This is a genomic window from Psychrobacter sp. TWR1-1-1 (assembly GCF_049895865.1).
Classification (GTDB): Bacteria; Pseudomonadota; Gammaproteobacteria; order Pseudomonadales; family Moraxellaceae; genus Psychrobacter; species Psychrobacter immobilis_A.
Map to the genome: position 1 here is coordinate 143,248 of NZ_JAFCTE010000006.1, position 23,615 is coordinate 166,862.

Below are 23,615 nucleotides of genomic sequence, written 5' to 3' on the forward strand. Positions count from 1 at the left end.
AGTCATAATTAGCCAACTATTTATCGTCAATCTCATTTAAAATAGCGCCATATCAGTGAGATATTTATTTAAAAAGACAGGAAACCTTATGGAAATCAATCCGTATCAAGAACGAATCAAAGATTTATCAGAGCGTGGGCAGGACTTGCGGAGGTATCTTTGACTTCGATGGTAAGCAAGAACGCTTAGAAGAAGTCAATTTAGAGTTAGAAAACCCCGAGCTATGGAATGATCCAGAGCGTGCGACTAAAATTAATAAAGAAAAAAGCCAGCTTGATGGCGTCATCGATGTTGTGGTGTCGCTTGAGAGCACATTGGAAGATGCGTCTACCATGCTGGAGCTGGCGGTAGAAGCAGAGGATGAATCCTTGCTGGCGGATGTGCAAGCAGAGCTCGACAATGCGGAGAAACGCGTTGCTGATTTAGAGTTCCGCCGGATGTTTAGTGGTGAGGTGGATCCTAATAACTGCTACTTGGATATCCAGTCGGGTAGTGGTGGCACTGAAGCGCAAGATTGGGCAGAGATGCTGTTGCGTATGTATACCCGCTGGGCGGAATCGCATGGCTTCAAAGTTGAAGTTATTGAAGTGTCTTCTGGTAGCGTGGCTGGTATTAAATCAGCAACGATTGAGATTAAAGGGGATTACGCTTTTGGTTGGTTACGTACCGAAATCGGCGTGCATCGCTTAGTCCGTAAATCACCATTTGATAGCAATAACGGTCGTCATACCTCGTTTGCTGCCGTTTTTGTGTCGCCTGAAATTGATGATAATATCGAGATTGACATCAATCCAGCAGATTTGCGTATCGATACTTATCGCTCATCGGGTGCGGGTGGTCAGCATGTGAACACGACCGATTCTGCGGTACGTATCACCCACGAGCCAAGTGGCGTGGTGGTCACTTGTCAGAACGAGCGTAGCCAGCATGGGAACAAAGCGACGGCGATGAAGTTGCTGCGTGCTAAGCTTTATGAGCTTGAAATGCAAAAACGCATGGAATCTCAGCAAGCGGTCGAGGATGGCAAGTCAGACGTCGGTTGGGGCAGTCAAATTCGCTCTTATGTGCTTGATGATTCACGTATCAAAGACTTGCGTACTGGCGTTGAAACCTTTAATACTGGTGCGGTACTCGATGGTGATCTCGATCAGTTTATCGAAGCGAGCTTAAAAGCCGGATTGTAAAGCCAAGTGATAACGACCGCTCTAAAGAAATTTAAAATATCAACCAACACTTAATTAAGGAAAATTATGCCAAGCGTTAACAGTTATTTTGATAATAAAGTCACTTCTATTGCCTTTCAAACGGCAACTAAGCCTGCAACAGTTGGGGTGATGGAAATTGGCGAGTACGAGTTTGGTACCAGCGAATTTGAAACCATGAGCGTGGTCAGTGGTGCATTGACGGTCAAATTGCCAGAAAGTGATGAGTGGCAAACCTTTAATGCAGGTGAGCAATTTACCGTTGAAGCCAATCAGAAGTTTCAAGTAAAAGTGGCAGTAGAAACGGCTTATTTATGTATTTATGGTAAATAATTATTTTTAGAGTAGTAGTCAACAGATTAACGCCAAGTGTTTAACGCTTGGCGTTTTTTATTTGCTCATTCATTGTAAGTCATAAGACAGGTAGTACAAATCATAGGTTTTTACGATACTGCACCATGTCTGTTTGAGTGGCGATTGCGTCATAGAGTTTGCGCGCCGTGGTGTTGCCCTCTTGTGTTGTCCAATACACACGGTTGCAGTTTTTACTACGAGCGAACTCATACACCTTTTCAATCAGTACTCGTCCTAAGCCTTGTCCGCGTACCTGTTCATTGACGTATAAATCTTCTAAATAACAGCATTCAGTGGTATTCCAAGTATTGGGGTGTAGCACCACATGGGTGATACCTACTAACTTGTCGTCCTGCCAAGCACCAAAACCATAAATCGGTACATCGCTATCCAGTAAACTGTGCCACGTGTTTTGGGTGGTACTTGATGGCAGTTGAGTGTCATAAAACGTCAGGTAGCTTTGCCATAAGTTGAGCCAAACATCGTAATCGTCTTTAGATAGTGCTGCTATCTTTATAGAGGTGTTTTTCATTGTGTTTTATTCAAATTAAATTGTGATTGTTATCAAATTATGGCTCAAAAGCCCATTATTTAGAACCCTTTTAAGCGTGTTTTTTTATACATTGATTACACTTTGCTCGTGGCAAATAAACAGCAAAAACCATTGCAATTCATTATGCTAAAACGACTATTTTATCAATCGAGTATGTATTATGGCGACGCTAAATGACCAAACAACCACGCATGACATACGCCATGATTATGAAAAACTCGCTCGCCTTGCTAATCTGCGCTATGTCAGTGATGATGAGCTTGGGTTTACGCGTAGGCGTTGGGGGCGCGGGTTTACTTATAAAGACGCCACAGGCAAAACGGTCAAAGACAAAGCCTTGCGACAGCGTTTTGATGCGCTAGTGATACCACCGATGTGGTCAGAGGTTTGGATATGCCAAGATGATAAAGGGCACTTGCAATCGACGGGGCGCGATGACAAAGCACGAAAACAGTATCTGTATCACCCTGAGTGGGATCGCGTACGTGACCAAGCCAAGTTCGATGCCATGATAGGCTTCGCTGAGGCGTTGCCAAACCTGCGTGCGCAAGTCGAAAAAGACTTGAAAGCCAAATCATTATCCCGTGAAAATGTCTTATCAGCAGTGGTCAAACTATTAGAAACGACCTTGATTCGTATCGGCAACAGCCGCTATGCCAAGCTCAATAAGAGCTATGGTTTGAGTACTCTACGCAGTAAGCACGTGAGCGAAACTGATAACGGACTGGCGTTTGATTTTGTCGGTAAAAGTGCCAAAGAGCATCATATAGAGCTGCAAGACGAGCGTTTGATTGAGATTGTACAGGCATGTTCTGAGTTACCTGGTTATCAGATTTTTAAATATTTGGATGACAAGGGTCATAAACAAGTCGTCGACAGTAGCGATATCAACGACTATCTACGCACGCATACTAGCGGTCATGGTCGTGACAGTGAGATGTATAGCGGTAATTTATATAGCGCAAAGGACTTTCGTACTTGGATGGCCAGTGTGCTGGCAGCAAGCTATCTTTATGATGAGCTACAAACCAAGTCTGGCAAAGCAATTTTATCCAGTGAACCTGAGAGCAAAGAACGTCAGCAACTGGTGACTGTTATGGTAAAAAGTGTCGCTGATGAGCTGGGCAATACCCCTGCTGTCTGCCGAATATCTTATATTAATCCCATTATTATAGAGCGCTTTTTGGCGGGGCAGTTCTTTGAATCTTATAAACAAGCGCGCCGTGGACGTACTAAACAGCATCAAAGTTATGAAGAAAAGGCGCTGCTGGGATTTTTAAGTGGCTGCTGAGTGCTTTGAAATAAAGTTCCATCAAGAGTTTGTGATTGAATTATAAAAATGATACGTTATGTATTGAAATAAATATTAAAATGCGTTACTAATAGAGTCTATGCACATTGATATGTGCGAACAAGCAGAAAAAACAGTTGCTAGGATATGCCTGTTTTTCTGCTGACAATGCTCTTATTTCGCCCGTTACCTGCTATTGCTAAAGGATTAGCTTATGAACACCTCTTCTACAGACCTATCAGTCGTAAATACCGCTTCAAATTATACTGCACACCCGCTAATGAGCTACAGCGATTACTATCATAATTTTGATATGAACGCGCTATTAACAGAGATATTTGGCGAGCATTTAGACGATCGCTTGAACGCTTATATGGCATGTTGTGGTCGTCATGTGCGTGATGGTCGCGGCGATAATTTGGCATTAGTTCATGAAGATACCGCTGGCAACATAACGCGCATGAGCTTTGCTGAGCTTGATAAGGCAAGCGCACAAGTCGCCAATTTATTGTTGTCTTATGGCGTACAAGTTGGTGACCAAGTGGCGACCATGCTACCTCGCACTCCTGAGCTGCTCACCATTGTACTCGCGACTTGGCGGATCGGTGCGGTTTATCAGCCGTTATTTACTGCTTTTGGCTATGATTCGATTAAGTATCGTATGGACAAAGCCAATACCAAAGTGGTTTTTACCAATCAAGAAAATCGTGGCAAGTTTGACGACTTGGCCAAACAAACCAAAATGGTGCTGGTTGGTAGCAAGGTAGATGCGCAAAGCTGGGGTGATGATAGCTACGCTGAAAAGGTCGCAACGCAGTCGCAAACGGTAGACGCGGTTTCATTAGATACTGATGCACCCTTTCTGCAAATGTTTACCTCAGGTACGGTTGGCAAATCAAAAGGCGTTAGTGTGCCATTAAGCGCGCTCTCAGCGTTTTATCTTTACATGCGCTATGCGATTGACTTGCGAGCGGATGATAATTACTGGAACATGGCTGATCCAGGCTGGGCATACGGTCTTTATTATGCGATTACAGGACCTTTGTTATTAGGGGTAACCACGTATTTTAATGAAGCTGGCTTTGATGCACAAAATACTCGTGATTTTATGGTACGTCATAAGATTAGTAATTTGGCGTCATCACCGACAGCGTTTCGGATGATGAAATCGAGTGGCGTGTTTGAAAAATCTCACCATGACAATAATAATGACAATGAGGCTAAACTATCATTGCGCTGTGCCAATTCAGCAGGCGAGACCTTGAATACCGAAGTGGTCAATTGGGTTGAAACCTATTTAAACTGTAAAGTCTGCGATCAGTACGGGCAGACCGAAACGGGTATGACTTGCTGTGAGCACCATGCATTGGCACATGAATGTCCAGTTGGCTCGATGGGCATGGCGCTACCGGGGCATACACTCGTTGTATTAGATGATGATATGAATATATTAGCTGATGGCGAACAAGGACAGCTTGCCGTAGTGGTCAGTCAATCGCCCGCATTCTATTTCCGCGGCTATAGCTGGAACGAAAAAGACGCTTTCGCTGATGATTACTATTTAACAGGCGATGTGGTTGAGCGTCACAGTGATGGCAGCTATTGGTTTTCAGGGCGTGATGACGACATTATCATTACCGCAGGTTATCGCGTTGGACCAACCGATGTTGAAAACACAGTGCTGGAGCATGAGGCAGTCGCAGAGTCAGCGGCAGTTGGCGTGCCAGACGAAGTGCGTGGTCATACCATTAAGTCGTATGTGGTGCTAAAAGACGGTATCGAAGGCACAGACGAGATTGCTAAAGAGATTCAAGATTTGGTGCGCAGACGTTTATCAACTCACGCTTATCCACGTGAGGTTGAGTTTGTAAAAGAGTTGCCAAAAACCCCAAGTGGTAAAATTCAGCGCTTTTTGCTGCGCAGTTTATCTGCAGCTTAATAAAGCGCAATGCACTCATATTGTCAGGTTAAGATAAAAATCGATGACTGATAAAAATAACAGTAAAAACATTAATAAAAGGAATAATTATGCACATTGAACAACAGAGCTTTTTGGTCACAGGCGGTGCATCAGGTTTGGGAGAGGCAGTGGTTCGTGCTATTGTCAAGCAAGGTGGTAACGTCGTCATCGCAGATCTGAATGAATCAGCTGGTCAAGCGTTGGTGGCGGAACTAGGCGATAACGTTCGCTTTACACGCTGTGATGTGACCAGTGGTGATGAGGTGCAAGCGGCTGTGGATACAGCTGAAAAAAAATTTGGCGGTTTGCAAGGGTCTATCAACTGTGCGGGCATCGCTGTGGTACAAAAGCTGCTGGACCGTGATAATAACCCAGCAGATCTCGATGCTTTTAGTCGCGGCGTCAATATTAATCTTGTCGGTTCTTTTAATGTCGCGCGTTTGGTCGCAGCCAGTATTGCAAAGCGTGTAGCAAATGCCAATAACGCAGACAGCTCTGTAGAGAAGAACGCTGATAATGGCGTCATTATTAATACGGCTTCTATTGCCGCTTTCGATGGGCAAGTAGGACAAGCAAGCTATTCATCGTCAAAAGCAGGTGTCGTCGGTCTGACTTTACCGCTAGCACGTGAGCTGGCACGTCATGGTATTCGCGTCATGACTATCGCGCCGGGCGTCTTTGCCACACCGATGATGGAGACTATCCCTGAAAAAGCGCGCGAACAACTAGAGGCGGGCGTACCTTATCCTAAGCGTCTGGGCAATCCCAATGAGTTTGCCAAGTTGGTCATGCATATCATTGATAATGCCTATCTCAATGGAGAAGTCATTCGCTTAGATGGCGCGATTCGTATGGTGTAATGGTATTAACGAAGTTTTTATGTTCAAAAGATCCTAGGGCGTGTCCTCATTTTAAAAATGGTGATAAAAATGAGATAAATTGCTATCAAACAAGGAAAGTAGCGCAAATAATATCGAGATATTAATAAGCTATTTGACGATGTTTGGCAAAATCTAGCTATTTTTAGGCCATTTAGAAAGTAAACGATTGAATTGAGGACACGCCCTAATGTTATCCATGAAATTTTCACAAAAACTGGTATGGTACTTTGATAAGTTGATAGCGTGGTATGTTGCCATTTCACTCTTTAACGCCAAACGGAGTTATTAAAGCCCATGTCATTTTTTTCTCTACATTTCAGCAAAAAGCCGCGTCGATTGTTCGTTGTGATAGGACTGGGACTGACAACCATTATGAGCACCAGTGCGATAGGGTATGTCAAAACAGCCTCCTCGGATGCAAAAAGTACAGGCAATAATGGTCAGCCTATTTCTAGTACGGTGGTTATCGATAAAGTTTTTGTCGATAAATCCGACCGTATTTTGCAGCTATTGAGTGGTGATAAAGTCATTAAGTCCTATCGTATTGCGCTAGGAGATAGTCCGGTTGGTCATAAACAGCAGCAAGGCGATGAGCGCACACCCGTGGGGGCGTACATCTTAGATTATAAGAATGAGAACTCTATTGCCCATCGCTCCATCCATATAAGCTACCCCAATGCTGCGGACAAAGCTCGGGCACGATCACGCGGCGTCCATCCTGGTGGCGATATTATGATTCATGGGCAGATGAACGGCTTCGGTCATCTAGCGTGGATTAACCAACAACGTGATTGGACCGATGGTTGCATTGCGGTCACTGATAATGAGATGGATGAGATTATGGCGGCAGTTAAGGTTGGCACATCGATAGAAATTGTAGAATGAGCGTTATGTTAATGCTGACTATCGTGTAGTAAATTTCTAGCAGTTACTAGCGCATCAAAATCTCTGCTATAGCTGTCTCTTGTTTGCCTTTCATTGTTGAGCAAGCTTCTCTTTTAGTTGTTTTTTATTTATCCTCTTGAAATACTCTCTTAGTGTGCCTATTGATAGTTTGTGATAATATCATTGCTATGGGTAAGGTTTTTACCTATATAAAATCTTACTATTTTTCAGTATTTACTAATAAGTCATAGAAATTGATTGACAACTTGCACAAGTAGGTTGAAATCTTGTATGTTATACCTTATATATATAACAACTAACGGTGATTGAAGCACGATAAAATTGACGATAAGCGCTATGTTTAAATGCTGCGCGTTCGGTATTTTATGTTGCATCCACTGACTGATAATACTAATTATAAAAGGACACAATTATGAGGTTCGAAAAATTTACCCAGAAACTACAATCAGCCATTCAAGAAGCACAGAGCCTAGCATTGGGACGTGACCATACAGGTATTGATCCTGTGCATCTGCTTGCAGTATTGCTACAGGATGAGTCTAATTTATCTATCTGCCAACAAGCAGGCGCGTCTATCCCTGCGCTAAAGAATGGTGTGGCAAAGGCGCTCGACAATCAAGCAACGATTAGTGAGCCAACAGGTGATGTAAATTTAAACCCAAATTCGGTTAAAATTTTGAACTTGGCAGACCGTCAAGCACAAAAAGAAGGCGATGATTTTATCGCCACTGAATGGGTGATGTTGGCGCTCGCTGAGCAAGGTGAAACCAAAAAGATATTTGAGAGTGCAGGCGTAACAGCGAGTAAATTAAAAACAGTCATTGAGCAATTGCGAGGTGATGATACCGTGAATAATCAAAATGCTGAAGATCAGCGTGATGCGCTGAATAAATATACCATTAACTTAACTGAGCAGGCGGAACTTGGTAAGCTTGACCCTGTGATTGGTCGCGATGAAGAGATTCGTCGTACCATTCAAGTACTGTCGCGTCGTACCAAAAATAACCCAGTACTGATTGGTGAGCCAGGTGTTGGTAAAACGGCTATCATTGAAGGTTTGGCACAAAAAATCATCAATGGTGACGTACCAGAAGGACTACGCCGCAAAGAAGTGTTGTCGTTAGATTTGGGCTCATTGATTGCGGGTGCAAAATTCCGTGGTGAGTTTGAAGAGCGACTCAAAGCGGTACTCAGCGATTTATCAAAGCAAGAAGGCAATGTCATCTTATTTATCGATGAGTTGCATACTTTAGTAGGTGCTGGTAAAGCCGATGGTGCGATGGATGCCGGTAATATGCTAAAGCCTGCGCTTGCGCGTGGTGAGCTACACTGTGTCGGTGCGACAACTCTCGATGAGTATCGCCAGTACATCGAAAAAGATGCGGCTCTTGAGCGTCGTTTTCAAAAAGTACTGGTCGATGAGCCAACGGTCGAAGACACCATTGCGATTTTGCGTGGTCTAAAAGAGCGTTATGAGCTGCATCACGGTGTTGATATCCAAGACAGCGCGATTATTGCTGCTGCGCGGATGAGCCATCGTTATATTACCGATCGCAAGCTGCCAGATAAAGCGATTGACTTAATTGATGAAGCGGCGAGTCGTTTACGTATGGAGATGGACAGCAAGCCTGAAGCCTTAGGTAAGCTTGATAGTCGCTTGATTCAGTTGAAAATGCAGCGCGAAGTGCTCAAAAATGAAGAAGACGCTGGTGCGCAAGCCGAGCGTAAAGTGCTTGATGCACAAATTGAAGAGCTAGAAAAAGAGTACGCTGACCTTAATGAGATTTGGCAAGCAGAAAAAGCCTTGGTCAAAGGCAGTCAGCAGCTAAAAGACGAGCTGGATAAAGCGCGTATCGCCTATGACAAAGCCAGTCGTGAAGGTGATTACGAGACTATGAGTAAGCTGCAGTATGAAACGATTCCGCAGCTTGAGCGCCGCATTACTGAGTCTGACTTGGCAGAACAAAAAGAGCAGACAGGCGAAGGTAGTGGTGTAAAACTGCTACGTAACAAAGTCACGGATAATGAAATTGCCGAAGTCGTAGCGGCAGCGACTGGCATTCCAGTCAGTAAAATGATGCAAGGCGAGCGTGACAAGATGATAGCGATGGAAGAAAAGCTCCATGAACGTGTCATCGGTCAAGATGAAGCAGTCGAAGCGGTCGCCAATGCGGTACGCCGTAGCCGTGCTGGTTTGTCTGATCCGAATCGCCCTTCAGGTTCGTTCTTATTCTTAGGACCAACGGGTGTCGGTAAAACGGAGCTAACCAAGTCACTAGCGAACTTCTTATTCGACTCTGAAGATGCGATTGTTCGTATCGACATGAGTGAGTATATGGAGAAGCACAGTGTCAGTCGTTTGGTGGGTGCGCCTCCAGGTTATGTGGGCTACGAAGAAGGTGGCGCATTAACCGAAGCGGTACGCCGTAAGCCTTATAGTGTGATTTTGTTTGATGAAGTTGAAAAAGCGCACCCTGATGTGTTCAATATCTTGCTACAAGTATTGGACGATGGTCGCTTAACGGACTCACAGGGTCGCGTGGTGGACTTCAAAAACACGGTCATCATTATGACCAGTAACTTGGGTTCGCACAAAATCCAAGAGATGGTCGGTGAAAGTTACGAAGATATCAAAGCTGAGGTGATGGAATCAGTTGGGCAGCATTTCCGCCCAGAGTTTGTCAACCGTATCGACGAGATTGTGGTATTCCATCCGCTCGGTATGTCGCAGATGTCAGGTATTGCTGCGATTCAGTTGGATCGCTTGCGCCAGCGCTTGCATGAGCGTGAGATGGATATCGAGCTATCAGCTGATGCGATGAACAAACTGGTTGCGATTGGTTATGATCCTGTCTATGGCGCACGTCCACTAAAACGTGCGATCCAACAGGAAATTGAAAATCCATTGTCATTGAAGCTATTGGCTGGTGATTTTGGCGCAGGAGATATCATCAAAGTCGATGTCGGCGCAGATGATAAGTTGGTGTTTGAGAAACGTAGCATGAATTAATATCTAACCCTAACTGACCGTGGTTTAAAACCAACCTCTTACTTGCCTATTTTTTCTACAGGCAGGTAAGGGGTTTTTTTGTGCGCCATTATTATTTACGGTTTGAGTGCTTTGACTATGTTATAAATAAACTAAGCACTAAAAATTAAGCACTAGGAATAAGACATCAACAGTTACGGAGACGACAAAATGACGATCATCAGTATGCAGCACCTAAGCACGCCATTAATGTTACCGATAATGATCAGCGCACTGCTGTTTAGTGCTCCTGCTTGCTCCAATCAAACTGCCGTCAATACCCATGAAGACCTGACAGACTATAGAGAAGGACAAGCCTCTGCTAGTGAATCGCTAGCAAGTACCGAAAAGCCCACCTTTATCACCAAAAAAACTGCTACGTTTGATGAGCCTTGGGCAATGACAGCATTACCTACCGTTAATAATGAGCCCCCTAAATTACTTGTCACCCAAAAGACAGGCGAGTTATTCATTGTTGATACGGCAACAGGTGCCAAGACAGCCATCAGTGGTATCCCGAAAGTGGCTTATGGTGGGCAAGGTGGTCTTGGCGATATCGTTTTTGCACCAGATTTTGCTACTTCTAATCATGTCTATATGAGCTACGTTGAAGCAGGGAATGACACTGATAATAATAAATTTGGCGCTAAAGTCATCAAAGCGACATTGATAGGATTGGATACAGCCACGCCACGTTTGCAGGATCTTACGCCCATTTGGGAGCAAATACCGAAAGTAAAAGGGCAGGGGCATTATAGTCATCGCTTGCTTTTCTCGCCTGACGGAAAATATTTATATATCAGTTCAGGCGAGCGCCAAGAAAAAACACCAGCACAAGACATGAGTGTAAATCTGGGTAAAATAGTACGCCTAAACCCTGACGGTTCTGTTCCAGCAGACAATCCTTTTGTAGATAATAGCAATGACATTGCCGCGCAGTTTTGGAGTATAGGACATCGTAATGTATTGGGTATGGCGTTCGATGAAAAAGGTAGGCTTTGGGCGCATGAGATGGGACCACGGGGCGGTGATGAGTTCAATCTCATTGAAAAAGGTCATAACTACGGCTGGCCAAGCGTCTCAAATGGGCGTAACTATACAGGCACTGATATTCCTGACCATGAGACGCGTCCTGAGTTTACGTCGCCCAAAATTAGTTGGACGCCAGTGATATCGCCGTCCTCGATGAGTATTTATAACGCTGGAAAATATAATGATTTCCCAGCGTGGCAAGGTAATGCGCTCATTAGTGGCTTATCATCTAAAGCGCTGATAGTCGTCGATTTTGATGAAAATAGTCACGCGACTGAGCGCTATCGCTATGATATGGGCGAGCGTATTCGTAGTGTGTTAAATGTAGATGGACAAGTTTGGGTATTAGAAGATGGCGATAATAGTGGATTATTACAATTGATTCCGCAGTAGTGATTAGTAGCCATTGCTCTTCAACTTTCCAAGCGTTTGCACTATTGTAGGTTAGGCTGATAAATGGTTTTGGTCTATTTCTGTCAATAAGAAAAACGTAAATAGCTAATTAGATTTGATAGTTGAGAGGTATCTTGTTAAGGTATTCTTCCTAAAAAACTAAGGCTAACAAACAAATGGATCATGTAAAAGTTGGCAGGTTAGGCCCTTTTCCACGGGTAAGTAAACCTGTGTTTATTATTTCAGCGCTACTTATTATTGGATTTATTATCTTTGGTGCTTTCTTTACTGAAACCGCTGGTGTGTTATTTAGCTTTTTGCAGAACTTTATTACAGATAAGTTCGGCTGGTTATTTATTATTTTAGCATTGTTGCTTTGTATTTATCTCGCGATGAGCCGTTATGGCGATATTCGTCTAGGTGCACAAACTGAGACGCCACAGTACAGTTTGTTCTCATGGATAGGGATGTTGTTCTCTGCTGGTATTGGTATAGGATTGGTGTATTGGGGGACGGCTGAGCCCTTGTATCACTTTATGGCACCACCACTCGGAGAAGCGGAAACGATAGAAGCCGCTAAGCAAGCCATAAATTTTACATTCTTGCATTGGGGATTACATGCATGGGCGCTATACGCGATTGTTGCATTGTCTTTGGCTTATTTTCACTTTCGCCGTGGCTTGCCGTTATCGATTCGTTCAACGCTTTATCCTCTATTGGGCAAAAAAATCTATGGCTCGTGGGGACACGCCGTTGATATCTTAGCGGTATTTGGTACGATGTTTGGTGTGGTAACGTCGCTTGGTCTTGGCGTTATGCAGATTAATTCAGGACTTGAGCGACTATTTGGTGTTCCTAATAATCTAACGATACAGATCGGTCTGATTGTTTTCGTTACTATTTTAGCTGCTTTTTCCGTCATGATGGGCTTAGACAAAGGTATTAAGCGCTTGAGCGATATTAATATCGGACTGACGGCAATCCTACTCGGGTTTATGGTCATCTTAGGGCCGACGCTTTTTATCTTTGATAGCTATCTTGAAAATGTTGGCAATTATCTTTCGGTAGTTGTACCGCTAGGTCTGTGGGGTGAATCGTATGAAGGTCAAGAAAATTGGCAGTCATCATGGACGATATTTTATTGGGCATGGTGGGTAAGTTGGGCACCGTTCGTTGGCGTATTTATCGCGCGTATCAGTCGTGGTCGTACTATTCGTGAGTTTATACTGGGTGTTTTATTGATTCCCATGCTGATTTTGTTCTTTTGGTTCACCACTTTCGGTGGCGTTGCTATTCATATGGAGCTCTTAGCTGCTATTGATCCCGCTATGGCCAGTCCAGGATTGGTAGAAGCCGTGCAAACGGATTTTGGTAGTGCAATTTTTAAATTGGTTGAATTTTATCCATTGGCACAACCAATCACCTTAATGATTGTCGTTATGATTGTCTTTTGGTTTGTGACTTCATCCGATTCAGCAAGCTTTGTGATTGATATGTTGACCGCAGGTGGTGATACCAACCCACCAAAAATCCAGCGTTTATTCTGGGCAAGTACGGAAGGTATCATTGCTGCTGGTGGACTAAGTGCGTTACAAGCAGCGGCTATCGTTGCAGGACTGCCATTTGTTTTAGTAGTATTTGCGATGATGTATGCGTTACTTCGTGGTTTGAGCCGAGATCGTTTGATACTGTATCGCGCTCAGCAGCATTTTATTACCGAAGAATCCGCAGATCATAATTCAGCCAATGAGTTTACTGATGAGCATTTGTTAAAAGGACCACCTAAAATCGTGAAAGGTGATTAGCAGATTATATATATCAGCCTTAATACTGTTTTTATGAAATGAATCAGGCAGTTAGCTTCTTCTTTTTTTACGTAAAAACACAATATAACAATTGTGATTTGAAATCCTAAGATGCATCGTTATCTTAGGATTTTTTTATTTGCTAACCAATAGCAAGGCTATAAAGTGTCTGATTCGATTTGATAGTTGTGCAGTATCTTGTTAAGGTGAGCCCCTTCAAAAATTGAGATGACTAAATGGATCATGTAAAAGTTGGCCGCTTAGGCCCTTTTCCGCGGGTAAGTAAACCTGTGTTTTTAACTTCAGCGTTATTAATTCTTGTGTTCATTATTTTTGGTGCTCTTTTTAATGAGCAAGCAGAACTGTTGTTTGGTCATGCAAAAGCATTCGTGTCTTTGCGTTTTGGCTGGTTCTTTATTGTAGTGGTCAACTTAACGTTGGTGATGAGTATTTACATGATATTTAGTCGTTATGGCGATATGGCGATATCAGGCTTGGTCATCAAAATGAGAAACCAGAATACAATCTAGTATCTTGGATTGGCATGCTATTTTCCGCGGGTATCGGTATTGGCCTGCTCTATTGGGGTACGGCTGAACCCTTGTATCATTTTATGGCGCCGCCGTTAGGAGAAGCTGAAACAGTAGCTGCCGCCAAGCAAGCGATGAATATCTCGTTCTTGCACTATGGTTTGCATGTGTGGGCGCTCTATGGCATGGTCGCGTTGTCATTGGCTTATTTCCATTACCGAGTGGGCTTACCGCTGGCTATTCGGTCGACACTATATCCTATATTGGGCAAAAAAATCTATGGTGGCTGGGGTCATACGGTCGATACACTAGCGGTATTTGGTACGATGTTTGGAGTAGTGACCACTTTAGGTCTTGGGGTATTGCAAATTAACTCAGGTCTTGAGACGTTATTTGGCATACCCAATAATATTACAGTGCAAATTATTTTGATTGCCTTAATCACTATGTTGGCAGGTCTGTCTCTATTTATGGGGCTAGATAAAGGGATTAAGCGCTTAAGTGATACCAATATATTATTTACTGTGATATTGCTCAGCTTTGTGATTATTTTAGGCCCGACCCAGTTTATCTTTAATAGCTTTGTAGAAAATATTGGCAATTATTTGCATCAAATTGTGCCATTAGGTCTTTGGACAGAATCGTATGATGGTCAAGAAAACTGGCAGGCATCATGGACGATTTTCTATTGGGCATGGTGGATAAGCTGGTCGCCTTTCGTTGGTGTGTTTGTGGCTCGTATCTCTCGTGGTCGAACCATTCGTGAGTTTATCTTAGGGGTGTTATTAATTCCTATTACTATTTTGTTCTTATGGTTCACCGCTTTCGGTGGTTCAGCCGTTAATATGGAATTAATGGCAGCCGCTGATCCCAATCTCATTAGTCCTGGCTTGATTGAGGCTGTCCAAGCAGATACTGGCAGTGCCATCTTTAAACTGATGGAATCTTATCCATTTACGTCAGCTTTGAACTTGCTTATCGTAGTGATGATTGTGCTTTGGTTTGTCACGTCATCGGATTCTGCCAGTTTCGTCATTGATATGTTGACCTCAGGTGGCGATGCCAATCCACCTAAAATTCAACGCCTATTTTGGGCGGGTACAGAGGGTGTCATCGCTGCCGTACTATTAGCAGCAGGTGGATTGAGTGCGCTACAAGCGGCTTCCATTGTGTCAGGTTTCCCTTTTGCGATTGTGATAGTCGTTATGATGTACTCCTTATTACGCGGCTTGAGTCGAGATCGTTTGATACTGTATCGCAACCAGCAATGGTTTGTCACCGAAGAGTCAGCAGAGCATAATTCAGCCAATGAATTTCGTGATGAAGATTTACTGACAGGCCCACCTGATATCGAAAAGCCTGAAGGTTAGATTTTATTGATCTGAAAAATAATAAAAAAGCACCCGCCTATGATTAAGCGGGTGATTTTTTATATGATTTAATTGCCTTTTTTAGTTTGATATAAAGTATTTACACAAAGTTATGAAGCAAAGTTATGAGCACTGTCCTTTAACATAACCTACTGCCGCCGTTGTGCCACATGCCGAACATGAGTTGCCCGCAGTGCGATAACTAAATCCTGAGCTGGTTTTTACTTTGACACACACAGGATCATATTGCGCGGTACACATCGTTTGCTCAGGGTTGTAAGGTGGGCACTTGATGAAAGGGTTGTCGCTGTTCTGTTGGCTGTGCCCAGTGCTATGAATAGGGGCGGTGTCAGGCGTATCGATGCTTTGGATGTTATTGCAGCCAGCTAAGGCAATAGTGACTGATAACCCTAATAATGACAGGTATAATCGCCATGATTTGAATAAGTGGTTCATAATCATATGTCCTTATAAATAGTGTTCGGTAAGTCCCTGTTATCGATAGCTGGTTGTAACCATGTGATGAACAAGGTGGTTTTAATTGATAGTAGCCTATTTATCAGCAGTCATCTACCAAATCATGATTAATAAAAAACCCAAGCCTATGATTAAGCTTGGGTTTGAGCATCACTATAGTCATTCCACTATAAAAATATTACTGCGTTAACCTCGCTTGAAGTATTAAATATACGTCTACACTCGGTTGCCTTGTACTACTTTTAAATTGAACCGACTATACCAGCAGTTTTATAAATGCCAGCTAAAGGCGATAGAACTATTTGGCTGCTTTGTCATCTTGATTAAGCTGAACATATTTATCAAAGTTCTGCGCATAATCAGTCAGGTTGTCGCTCAGCATTTGGCGATACTGTTTGACATAAAATTCAACGATATCATCTTTTTCTTTGGCAAAGTCATCGCCTTTGACAAAGCCGATAGAGGCAACAGATGCGCTATAACGTGCGGCTGCATAAAGTAGTGATGCACCTACTTGTCCTGAATGCGCTTCAGAACCCAACTGACTGTTTGCGATACCAATAATGGCATCAGCACGTTGGTAAAATGCCTGCATTTCAGGGGTAATCTCAATGTTAGCGTCAACATTGCTTTCTTGAATGTTGCTTTCTTGCATATTGTCTTGAGACATAAGCGACTCCTAATAAGTGTTGGTAATTTTAAATTTATAAAGAAGGTTTGTAAGGGGTGCAACGTGATATTTTTACAAACCAGCGTCTGCTTTTAAGATCTCAGCTTTGTCTGTTTTTTCCCACGTAAATGCAGTTTCAGAGCCAGGACGACCAAAATGACCAAAAGTCGCCGTTTGCTGATACATTGGCTGCAATAAGTTTAGCATACGGGTAATGCCATAAGGGCGCAGGTCAAAATGGGTGCGAATCAGACGGATGATTTCATCATTGCTGATTTTATTCGTACCAAAAGTATTGACAGAGATAGAGGTTGGTTCAGCGACACCAATGGCATAACTAACCTGTATTTCACAGCGCTCAGCAAGTCCTGCCGCAACGATGTTCTTAGCCACATAACGCACGGCGTACGCAGCACTACGATCGACTTTCGATGGATCTTTACCACTGAATGCACCGCCGCCATGACGCGCCATACCGCCATACGTATCAACAATGATTTTACGACCTGTCAATCCAGCATCACCAACAGGACCGCCAATCACAAACTTACCCGTTGGGTTAATATGATAGCGCGTGCCAGCATGCAATAATTCAGCAGGCAATACTTGTTTAATGATAGATTCCATTATTGCTTCTTGCAGATCTTTTTGCGAGATACTTGGATCGTGTTGCGTTGATAGCACCACGGCATCAATGGCAACAGGCTTGCTACCATCATATCTTAAGGTCACTTGTGCTTTGGCATCTGGACGCAACCACGGCAACTCGCCTGCGCGGCGCAGCTCAGATTGGCGTTCCATCAAGCGGTGAGCAAATTCGATAGGGGCTGGCATCAAGACATCAGTTTCATTACTGGCATAGCCAAACATAAGACCTTGGTCACCTGCGCCTTGCTCTTCAGGGTCGCTACGATCGACACCTTGAGCGATTTCAGGAGATTGTTTGCCGAGCATATTGATGACCGCGCATGTTTCGCCATCAAAGCCTAAGTCTGAGTGGTGGTAACCAATACCGTTTACGGTATCACGCACGATACGCTCAACATCGATATTTGCCGTCGTGGTGACTTCACCCGCTAGTATCACAGCACCTGTCTTAACCAAGGTTTCGCATGCCACGCGTGCATGCAAATCTTCACGTAAGATGGCGTCAAGGATGGCATCTGATATTTGGTCAGCCATTTTATCAGGATGACCTTCGCTCACAGATTCTGAGGTAAATAAGTTGTATTCACGCATAATGGGATCGCTTAATTGCAGGGACTGTATTCTACGAACTCAGTCATTATTAAATGTATATAAAAATAAAAGGCGAAAACGAATAAAAAAATTAGCACATTTTACCGTGTATCGAGGTAAAACTCTAGCGATGGATAATACTAAGAAGTAACTAGGCATGGATTAACCATGGTAAAAGTCATCAATCTCGCTATTTTCTTGCCAGCGATATTCAGTATAGTGAGCGATCTGGCGCGCTGTATCGATGTCATGTCTGTCGGCGATAAAACCAAGCGCCATGTCCATACCTGCACTGACACCTGAGGACGTATAAAATTTGCCATCAACAACCCAGCGTGCTTGCTCGGCCCAATGGACTTTGTCAGATTGCGCTATCACCCATTGCCATGACAGCTTATTAGACGTTGCGCGCTTGTCATCTAAGACGCCAGCCTTAGCCAACAATGCGCTACCCGTACAAACGCTAAGTACCCAATCAGCATGGTCAACCAAGATTGTTAACGTCTGCAAAAATGGTCGGTGATTGATTTGCTGGCGAGTACCCATGCCGCCAACCATCAATACGATATCAGTCTGATGCGCTAACTCGCTGACAGCGACTGTCTGCATCGCAACGCCATGCTTACTATGGATAATGCCGCCGTTTAAGGAGGCAAATTGCAGACGATAATGCTCAGGTAAGCAGCCAAACATCTCGATAGGTCCAAATAGATCCAAAGTCTCAAAATCATCGAATAATAGCGCGGTCAGTGTCTGCATCTGGCTTCCTGATTTTTAAATAATATTTACAAAAGTAAGTGGCGGTCTATGGCGTCTTGTAACCACGAGATTTATATTTTATTTATATAAAGTAGATCAATTAAACCTTTTATAACTAGGGCGTGTCCTCATTTTAAAAATAGTGATAAAAATGAGATAAATTGCCGTCAAACAAGGAAAGTAGCGCACATAATATCGAGATATTAAGAAGCTATTTGACGATGTTTGGCAAAATTTAGCTATTTTTAGCCCATTTAGAAAGTAATCGATTGAATTGAGGACACGCCCTAAAGCAGTTATCGTTCTAAAAGCGATCGTTCTAAAAACTATAACTCCAAAAACTTGGCTTTGTCTTTAAACATACATTCGTCATAAACAGGACACGCCCCGCATTTGGGTGTACGGGCTTGGCAGGTATAGCGCCCGTGTAAGATAAGATAATGATGCGCATCCACGATGAAGTCCTCTGGGATACGCTCGACCAGCTTATTTTCAACGATCAAGACGTTCTTGCCCGTGGCAAGTCCTGTACGATTACCTACCCGAAAGATATGAGTATCAACCGCCATGGTTGGTTGACCAAAGGCGGTATTTAACACCACATTGGCGGTTTTGCGCCCGACGCCAGCAAGAGATTCTAAGTCCTTGCGGTTATCAGGGACGGTGCTGTCAAATTTCTCAATTAAATCATGGCAAGTTTTGATGACGTTTTTGGCTTTGGCATTATATAAGCCAATATTTTTGATATAAGATTTTAGACCGTCTTCACCCAATGCCAATATTGCTTCAGGTGTATTTGCTACGGGGTATAATTGCTTGGTGGCAATATTGACGCTCACATCCGTCGCCTGCGCAGACAAGATGACCGCGATCAGCAGCTCAAAATTACTCTTATAATTCAATTCCGTAACCGGCTCATCAATCGTCGCTGCCAGCTTTTCAAAAAATGGACGCACGTCACGATTGGGCATTCGCCGTGATGGTGGGGTATCGGCAGTTTTATGTTTGACGGTTTTACTCATAGTATTCTTACTATTTTTTGGCTATTGATAGTTAATAACTGATACAAGATATCGGAATAAATTCATTTTAGCGATGTTGGGTAGACTGTCTAACAAATGATAATTACGCTGTTAAAGCTGACTTAACTCCACTTGCAATGCGTCAAGCTCTACTTGTTTGCTCTCATTTGGACGGACACTTAGCTGTTTTTCTAGCTTTTTAATTTTACTACGAAGCTTCGCTGCGGCAATGGTGTTTTTTGCCTGCGCTTCGCTGATGTTCAACGATTGACTAGCGGCATTGTTCAGTTTTGCTTCAACCATGCTGACCACAGGTCTACTATTGCTACTATCAGCCAGCTGCTCGGTGACGCGTCTTAAATGAGTATGATAGCGCTGTCTTAAATCTTCTTGCTCTGTGGTACGTTCAGAGCTAGACAGCTCCCGTTCAACAGTGACCAAATCGATGCAGTCAACTGGACAAGGAGCAATACAAAGCTCGCAGCCCGTGCATAAATCCGTAAAGATAGTATGCATGTGCTTACCAGTACCGACAATAGCATCGACTGGGCAGGCAGGTATACATTTGGTGCAGCCGATACAATCATCTTCACGGATCACCGCACGTACCTCAGTCGGACGTTCAGAGATCGCATCTATTGGCCACTGAGAAGGCGCAGCGCTAAGTATCGCTTCATGACTATCTATATTAATAATTTGAGCAATGGTGTTGGTAACGGGTTGACCACCGGGTACACATTTATTGTATGGCTCATTGTCAAGCACGATAGCGGCGGCATAGGGCAAGCAGCCGTCTGGGTGCTCGCAAAGTCCACATTGTGTTTGCGGTAGACAAGCATCAATATGTGAGATTTTCGCTTGTATGTCCGCAGGTAAGCGCTCTATATCCAAAGTTTCGAACAAGATTGGCAAATTGGTGAGACGGATGTGGGTGCTATTTTTACTAGTGGTGCTTTGCATATGCTTTAAAACCTTAATATCAGTGCTAAGTGCTAAATGTGCTCTGAGCGCTGACATTAGAATAATAGGATAATAACGATATTGATAAATGCTGCATTGATATTATAGATTAAAGCAAAATACCTTGCTCATTGGCAATTTGTGCAATCAGCGCGTAAGCAATGCTACCTTTTGAGGGTATTTTTGGCAAATTTGATAGATCAAAAAAATCGGCGTGCGACAGCTCATCTTCTTGGATAACAATTTCGCCAGCTGCGTAAGAAGCACGAAAGCCTAGCATTAAATTAGACGGAAATGGCCATGGCTGACTGCTGACGTAACGAATATCTGATAGGCTGATATTCACCTCTTCTGCCACTTCACGCACCACCGCGTGTTCTAGGCTTTCACCCACTTCTACAAAGCCTGCAATCAAACCGTATAGTAACGGTTGTGGCGACTGTAATAAATGAGGCGCTGTTTTTCGCTGTCCATAACGATGATGATGGGCTAGCAAAATCTGCATTTCACCGGTTTGCGGATTCGGGCGAGTAATAGCTGTGATGACACAGGGTTGTACACGTGGGTATTGGCGCAATCGGCACACTGGACAGACCATGGCACGCTCATCTCGTTTGGCATGAATGGTTGGGGCAGCACAGCGACTACAAAACTGTGTATCTGTTTGCCAACGCAATAACTGTATCGCTTGGCTAAGCTGATCGGACAAAGCCACTGGCAACTGAGTAATCAGCTGGCGGTAAGGCACAAAAGCATTGCCACTGCCCTCAGCGATGATAGGCAATGCAATATGATGTGCAATTGCATAGTCATAAGTAATGGCGCTAGCCGCTTGCGCAGTAAAGGTGTGGGGAGTATCAATCGAACTGTCGGCACTTTCTAGAATATCGGCATACTTCAGAGTATCTACACTCGTGCTAGTAGGATTGACATCAGGCGACCAGTGACGCGGTGCTAGGCTTTCGAGTAGCGTGATATGACCAACTTGATAAGCAAGCTGGGTCTCCTCGTCTGAATGTGTAGCAGATGGGGGTAATTCAAGCTGCACTGGCCACCATCCATTAGGTAGCTGGCGGCATAAAACAGTATCATCACTAAATACAAAAGCGCTGGTCATAGGTAAAATTCCAAACCGGTTACGGTCAGTACGCATCAGTGTTGATACAGACTTTTTTTAATTGAAGTAAAGTCAATCCTATATCATTCGGATACGGTGTCAGTCAGGCTCGCTCAGCACTACTATTTTTTGTAGTGCTTTCACTCACCTTGTTTATATCCAGATTATATGGGATTGACTATATATAAATGAAGGGCTATGGCAGCAAAGCCGCCATTTAAATATCATTTTAGTACTTAAGCGTGATAGAAATTAGGCTGCCAGTAGATGACTCAAGCTCTGCTGTCCCACATCTAATGCTTGTTTGCTGACCGGACGATTGTGTTCAAAACCATCTAGATGATGATCGACGGCCATAATGACATCAGCGATACAGGCAAGCGTATTGTCTTCAATACGTTGTCCACCTTCGATACGTTGCTGAAGATAATTGGCCAATTGACTGAGCATGCTGGCAGGTGTTGGCAGCTGTAAGAAGCGCACAGCCCCTGCCACTTGGCGCATCATCTCAGGTATGTTCTGGATATTGAGCATATCGCGCTCTGGCTCAGCCAAATAATCGTTAATGGCTTGTTCTGCACTGGCAATAGCGGAACGACTTTCTTGTATTAAAGTATCATTAGCCGTATTGAGCTGATGTAAAGAGATATGCGGGTTATTCAGTGGCAAATAGATGGCCCCTGGTGTGTGCATTTCTGCCATTGCAATGGTGGCGTTTTCCGCATGCATTAATGCCAACAGCAAGTGATCGAAATCATCAGGCGAGGGCGTTTGCCAATGACTAACAGCTTCTGCTGCTACGCTGAGACTATTGGCTGCATTTGATAAACCAAGCAAGCGTAACGCTGAGCTCAATTCTGTTAGCTCTTCGATAATCTGTGCGGTTTGCATATCGACAGGGTTCAATGAATCACCGCGTGCGTAGCTATCAACATTTTCTTTGATGGTATTAATTTGGGTCTGAATGATGGTGTTCAGCGTATCGGTCAGGGCGCGATTAGGACCGAATAAGAAACGTTTCATTTGCTCAAGTTGTGCGCTTTCCAAGTGGTTGCTGGCGTATTGCTCACGCAGTCGTTGCGCGGCATCACTGTCACGCTGGCAAGCAAAACTGACCAAATCAGCAAAACGTTTGTCCATCACAGGCAAGTAGCTTTGGAATTGCTGCTCTAAATAAATCAGTGTGTGTTTTTGACTCAGATTTAGCGGTAATATCGTGGCAATGTCAGTGACAGCTGCGGTGGCCGCTTGCCAAAATAGACTGCTGGTGTTTGATGCTATCAAAGCACACGCTGCACTCATGGCGTCAAGTTTCTGCTGATCGTCTGGGCTAACGTTGCCATCTTGATTGAGCAGAGCGACTCCAAGACCACTACGATAAGCATAAGTTAGTAGTTCAGTGTCTAGGTTAAGCTCGTCAAGTGGTTGGAAGTTTTGTTCAGGGTTGGCAATGATGACACTACTGCTACCAAAGGCTGCAAAATAGTCTGCTGTGATAGGGGTTTCTTGCCCGTGAGCGTTGAGTTTATTGATGACAGGTAGTAACAAGGTTGGCTCTACCGACTCTGTCAAAAGCACAAACTCGATATAGCGATCCAATGTCATAATGGCTTCTGATAAGTCCATAATCAAGCTGGTATCGTTATTATCACCATTATCATAGAGGCGCTGTAAACCATTGACAATAGCGGTATTCAAAGCCTCTGCACCAACCAAAGATATCAGCTCAAAGATGCAAGACAGCTGCTTTAGCACAGTGATAGAATCTAATAATAAAGGGGCTTGACTATTATCATCATTAAATTCACTCAGATGAATCTCAGTATCTTTTAAGGTTACGATGATCTCATCATGCAACAAATGTAGCGATGGTAGATTGAAATCAGTAACACTAAGCGTTGGGGCCGTTAACTTCATTTGCGCAGACTGGTTCATAGGTGTTTTTCCATAATGTACTGATGAGAATGGCGATGGTTTAAATGATGATCGAAAAAGCACTTGCTGGTGATGTTTTAACGCTTAATATAACAATAATCAAGCCTATATTATACAAATGTTATTGCTCA

General features: G+C 43.6%; 18 protein-coding genes and 1 pseudogene. 10 read left to right on the plus strand and 9 right to left on the minus strand.

Annotated elements, in window-relative coordinates:
* The first annotated feature begins 88 nt into the window (after positions 1–88).
* Both prfB and ACP69U_RS08015 read left to right on the plus strand, forming a co-directional pair.
* Positions 89–1,184 (plus strand): peptide chain release factor 2 gene (gene prfB, locus ACP69U_RS08010; RefSeq protein WP_314884699.1). Its coding sequence is split into 2 segments (ribosomal slippage): positions 89–160 and positions 162–1,184, totalling 1,095 coding nucleotides; the frame shifts between segments, so codons are not numbered across the junction.
* Between the two features lie 66 nt (positions 1,185–1,250).
* Positions 1,251–1,535, plus strand: coding sequence for a pyrimidine/purine nucleoside phosphorylase (locus tag ACP69U_RS08015; RefSeq protein WP_087813766.1), 285 nt, complete (start codon positions 1,251–1,253; stop codon positions 1,533–1,535).
* Positions 1,536–1,635: 100 nt separating this feature from the next.
* Here ACP69U_RS08015 and ACP69U_RS08020 read toward each other — a convergent pair whose 3' ends face one another.
* Positions 1,636–2,088: a GNAT family N-acetyltransferase gene (locus tag ACP69U_RS08020; RefSeq protein WP_087813767.1), complete on the minus strand. Its 453-nt coding sequence runs from the start codon at positions 2,086–2,088 to the stop codon at positions 1,636–1,638.
* A 181-nt stretch (positions 2,089–2,269) separates the two neighbouring features.
* Between ACP69U_RS08020 and ACP69U_RS08025 the strand changes: the two genes are divergently transcribed.
* From ACP69U_RS08025 to ACP69U_RS08060, 8 genes and pseudogenes are all read left to right on the plus strand, one after another.
* Positions 2,270–3,400, plus strand: coding sequence for a DNA topoisomerase IB (locus ACP69U_RS08025; RefSeq protein WP_314884696.1), 1,131 nt, complete (start codon positions 2,270–2,272; stop codon positions 3,398–3,400).
* Positions 3,401–3,614: 214 nt separating this feature from the next.
* Positions 3,615–5,339: an AMP-binding protein gene (locus ACP69U_RS08030; protein ID WP_426138256.1), complete on the plus strand. Its 1,725-nt coding sequence runs from the start codon at positions 3,615–3,617 to the stop codon at positions 5,337–5,339.
* Positions 5,340–5,428: 89 nt separating this feature from the next.
* The gene (locus ACP69U_RS08035) at positions 5,429–6,220 is read left to right on the plus strand and encodes an SDR family NAD(P)-dependent oxidoreductase (RefSeq protein ID WP_372862318.1); all 792 of its coding nucleotides are present in this window, start codon (positions 5,429–5,431) and stop codon (positions 6,218–6,220) included.
* Positions 6,221–6,535: 315 nt separating this feature from the next.
* A complete protein-coding gene (locus tag ACP69U_RS08040; RefSeq protein ID WP_201539871.1) occupies positions 6,536–7,126 on the plus strand; it encodes a L,D-transpeptidase family protein in 591 nt (196 codons plus the stop codon).
* A gap of 433 nt (positions 7,127–7,559) precedes the next feature.
* Positions 7,560–10,157 carry an ATP-dependent chaperone ClpB gene (gene clpB, locus ACP69U_RS08045; protein WP_045445524.1) on the plus strand — a complete coding sequence of 866 codons (2,598 nt, stop codon included), beginning with the start codon at positions 7,560–7,562 and terminating at the stop codon, positions 10,155–10,157.
* 189 nt (positions 10,158–10,346) lie between these two features.
* Positions 10,347–11,600, plus strand: a complete 1,254-nt coding sequence (locus ACP69U_RS08050; RefSeq protein WP_314884694.1) for a PQQ-dependent sugar dehydrogenase — start codon at positions 10,347–10,349, stop codon at positions 11,598–11,600.
* A 176-nt stretch (positions 11,601–11,776) separates the two neighbouring features.
* Positions 11,777–13,405, plus strand: coding sequence for a BCCT family transporter (locus ACP69U_RS08055; RefSeq protein WP_426138257.1), 1,629 nt, complete (start codon positions 11,777–11,779; stop codon positions 13,403–13,405).
* A gap of 236 nt (positions 13,406–13,641) precedes the next feature.
* Positions 13,642–15,305: pseudogene (locus ACP69U_RS08060) on the plus strand (BCCT family transporter).
* 123 nt (positions 15,306–15,428) lie between these two features.
* Here the strand turns inward: ACP69U_RS08060 and ACP69U_RS08065 are convergent.
* The 8 genes from ACP69U_RS08065 to ACP69U_RS08100 all read right to left on the minus strand — a co-directional run bounded on the left by ACP69U_RS08065 (position 15,429) and on the right by ACP69U_RS08100 (position 23,484).
* Complete coding sequence (locus ACP69U_RS08065; protein WP_314884692.1) at positions 15,429–15,761, minus strand: hypothetical protein; 333 nt, start codon at positions 15,759–15,761, stop codon at positions 15,429–15,431.
* Between the two features lie 319 nt (positions 15,762–16,080).
* Positions 16,081–16,452 (minus strand): DUF3144 domain-containing protein, encoded by a 372-nt coding sequence (locus ACP69U_RS08070; RefSeq protein WP_390890570.1) that lies wholly within the window; start codon positions 16,450–16,452, stop codon positions 16,081–16,083.
* 72 nt (positions 16,453–16,524) lie between these two features.
* Positions 16,525–17,691: a methionine adenosyltransferase gene (gene metK, locus ACP69U_RS08075; RefSeq protein WP_045451444.1), complete on the minus strand. Its 1,167-nt coding sequence runs from the start codon at positions 17,689–17,691 to the stop codon at positions 16,525–16,527.
* Positions 17,692–17,853: 162 nt separating this feature from the next.
* On the minus strand, positions 17,854–18,450 hold the full coding sequence (locus ACP69U_RS08080) for a DJ-1/PfpI family protein (RefSeq protein WP_314884690.1): 597 nt from the start codon (positions 18,448–18,450) through the stop codon (positions 17,854–17,856).
* A gap of 326 nt (positions 18,451–18,776) precedes the next feature.
* Positions 18,777–19,472, minus strand: a complete 696-nt coding sequence (gene nth, locus ACP69U_RS08085; RefSeq protein ID WP_314884688.1) for an endonuclease III — start codon at positions 19,470–19,472, stop codon at positions 18,777–18,779.
* 111 nt (positions 19,473–19,583) lie between these two features.
* Complete coding sequence (locus tag ACP69U_RS08090; protein WP_314884687.1) at positions 19,584–20,432, minus strand: RnfABCDGE type electron transport complex subunit B; 849 nt, start codon at positions 20,430–20,432, stop codon at positions 19,584–19,586.
* A 109-nt stretch (positions 20,433–20,541) separates the two neighbouring features.
* Positions 20,542–21,549 (minus strand): NAD(+) diphosphatase, encoded by a 1,008-nt coding sequence (gene nudC, locus ACP69U_RS08095; RefSeq protein WP_314884685.1) that lies wholly within the window; start codon positions 21,547–21,549, stop codon positions 20,542–20,544.
* Between the two features lie 252 nt (positions 21,550–21,801).
* Positions 21,802–23,484: a hypothetical protein gene (locus ACP69U_RS08100; RefSeq protein ID WP_045451453.1), complete on the minus strand. Its 1,683-nt coding sequence runs from the start codon at positions 23,482–23,484 to the stop codon at positions 21,802–21,804.
* Positions 23,485–23,615: the final 131 nt, after the last annotated feature.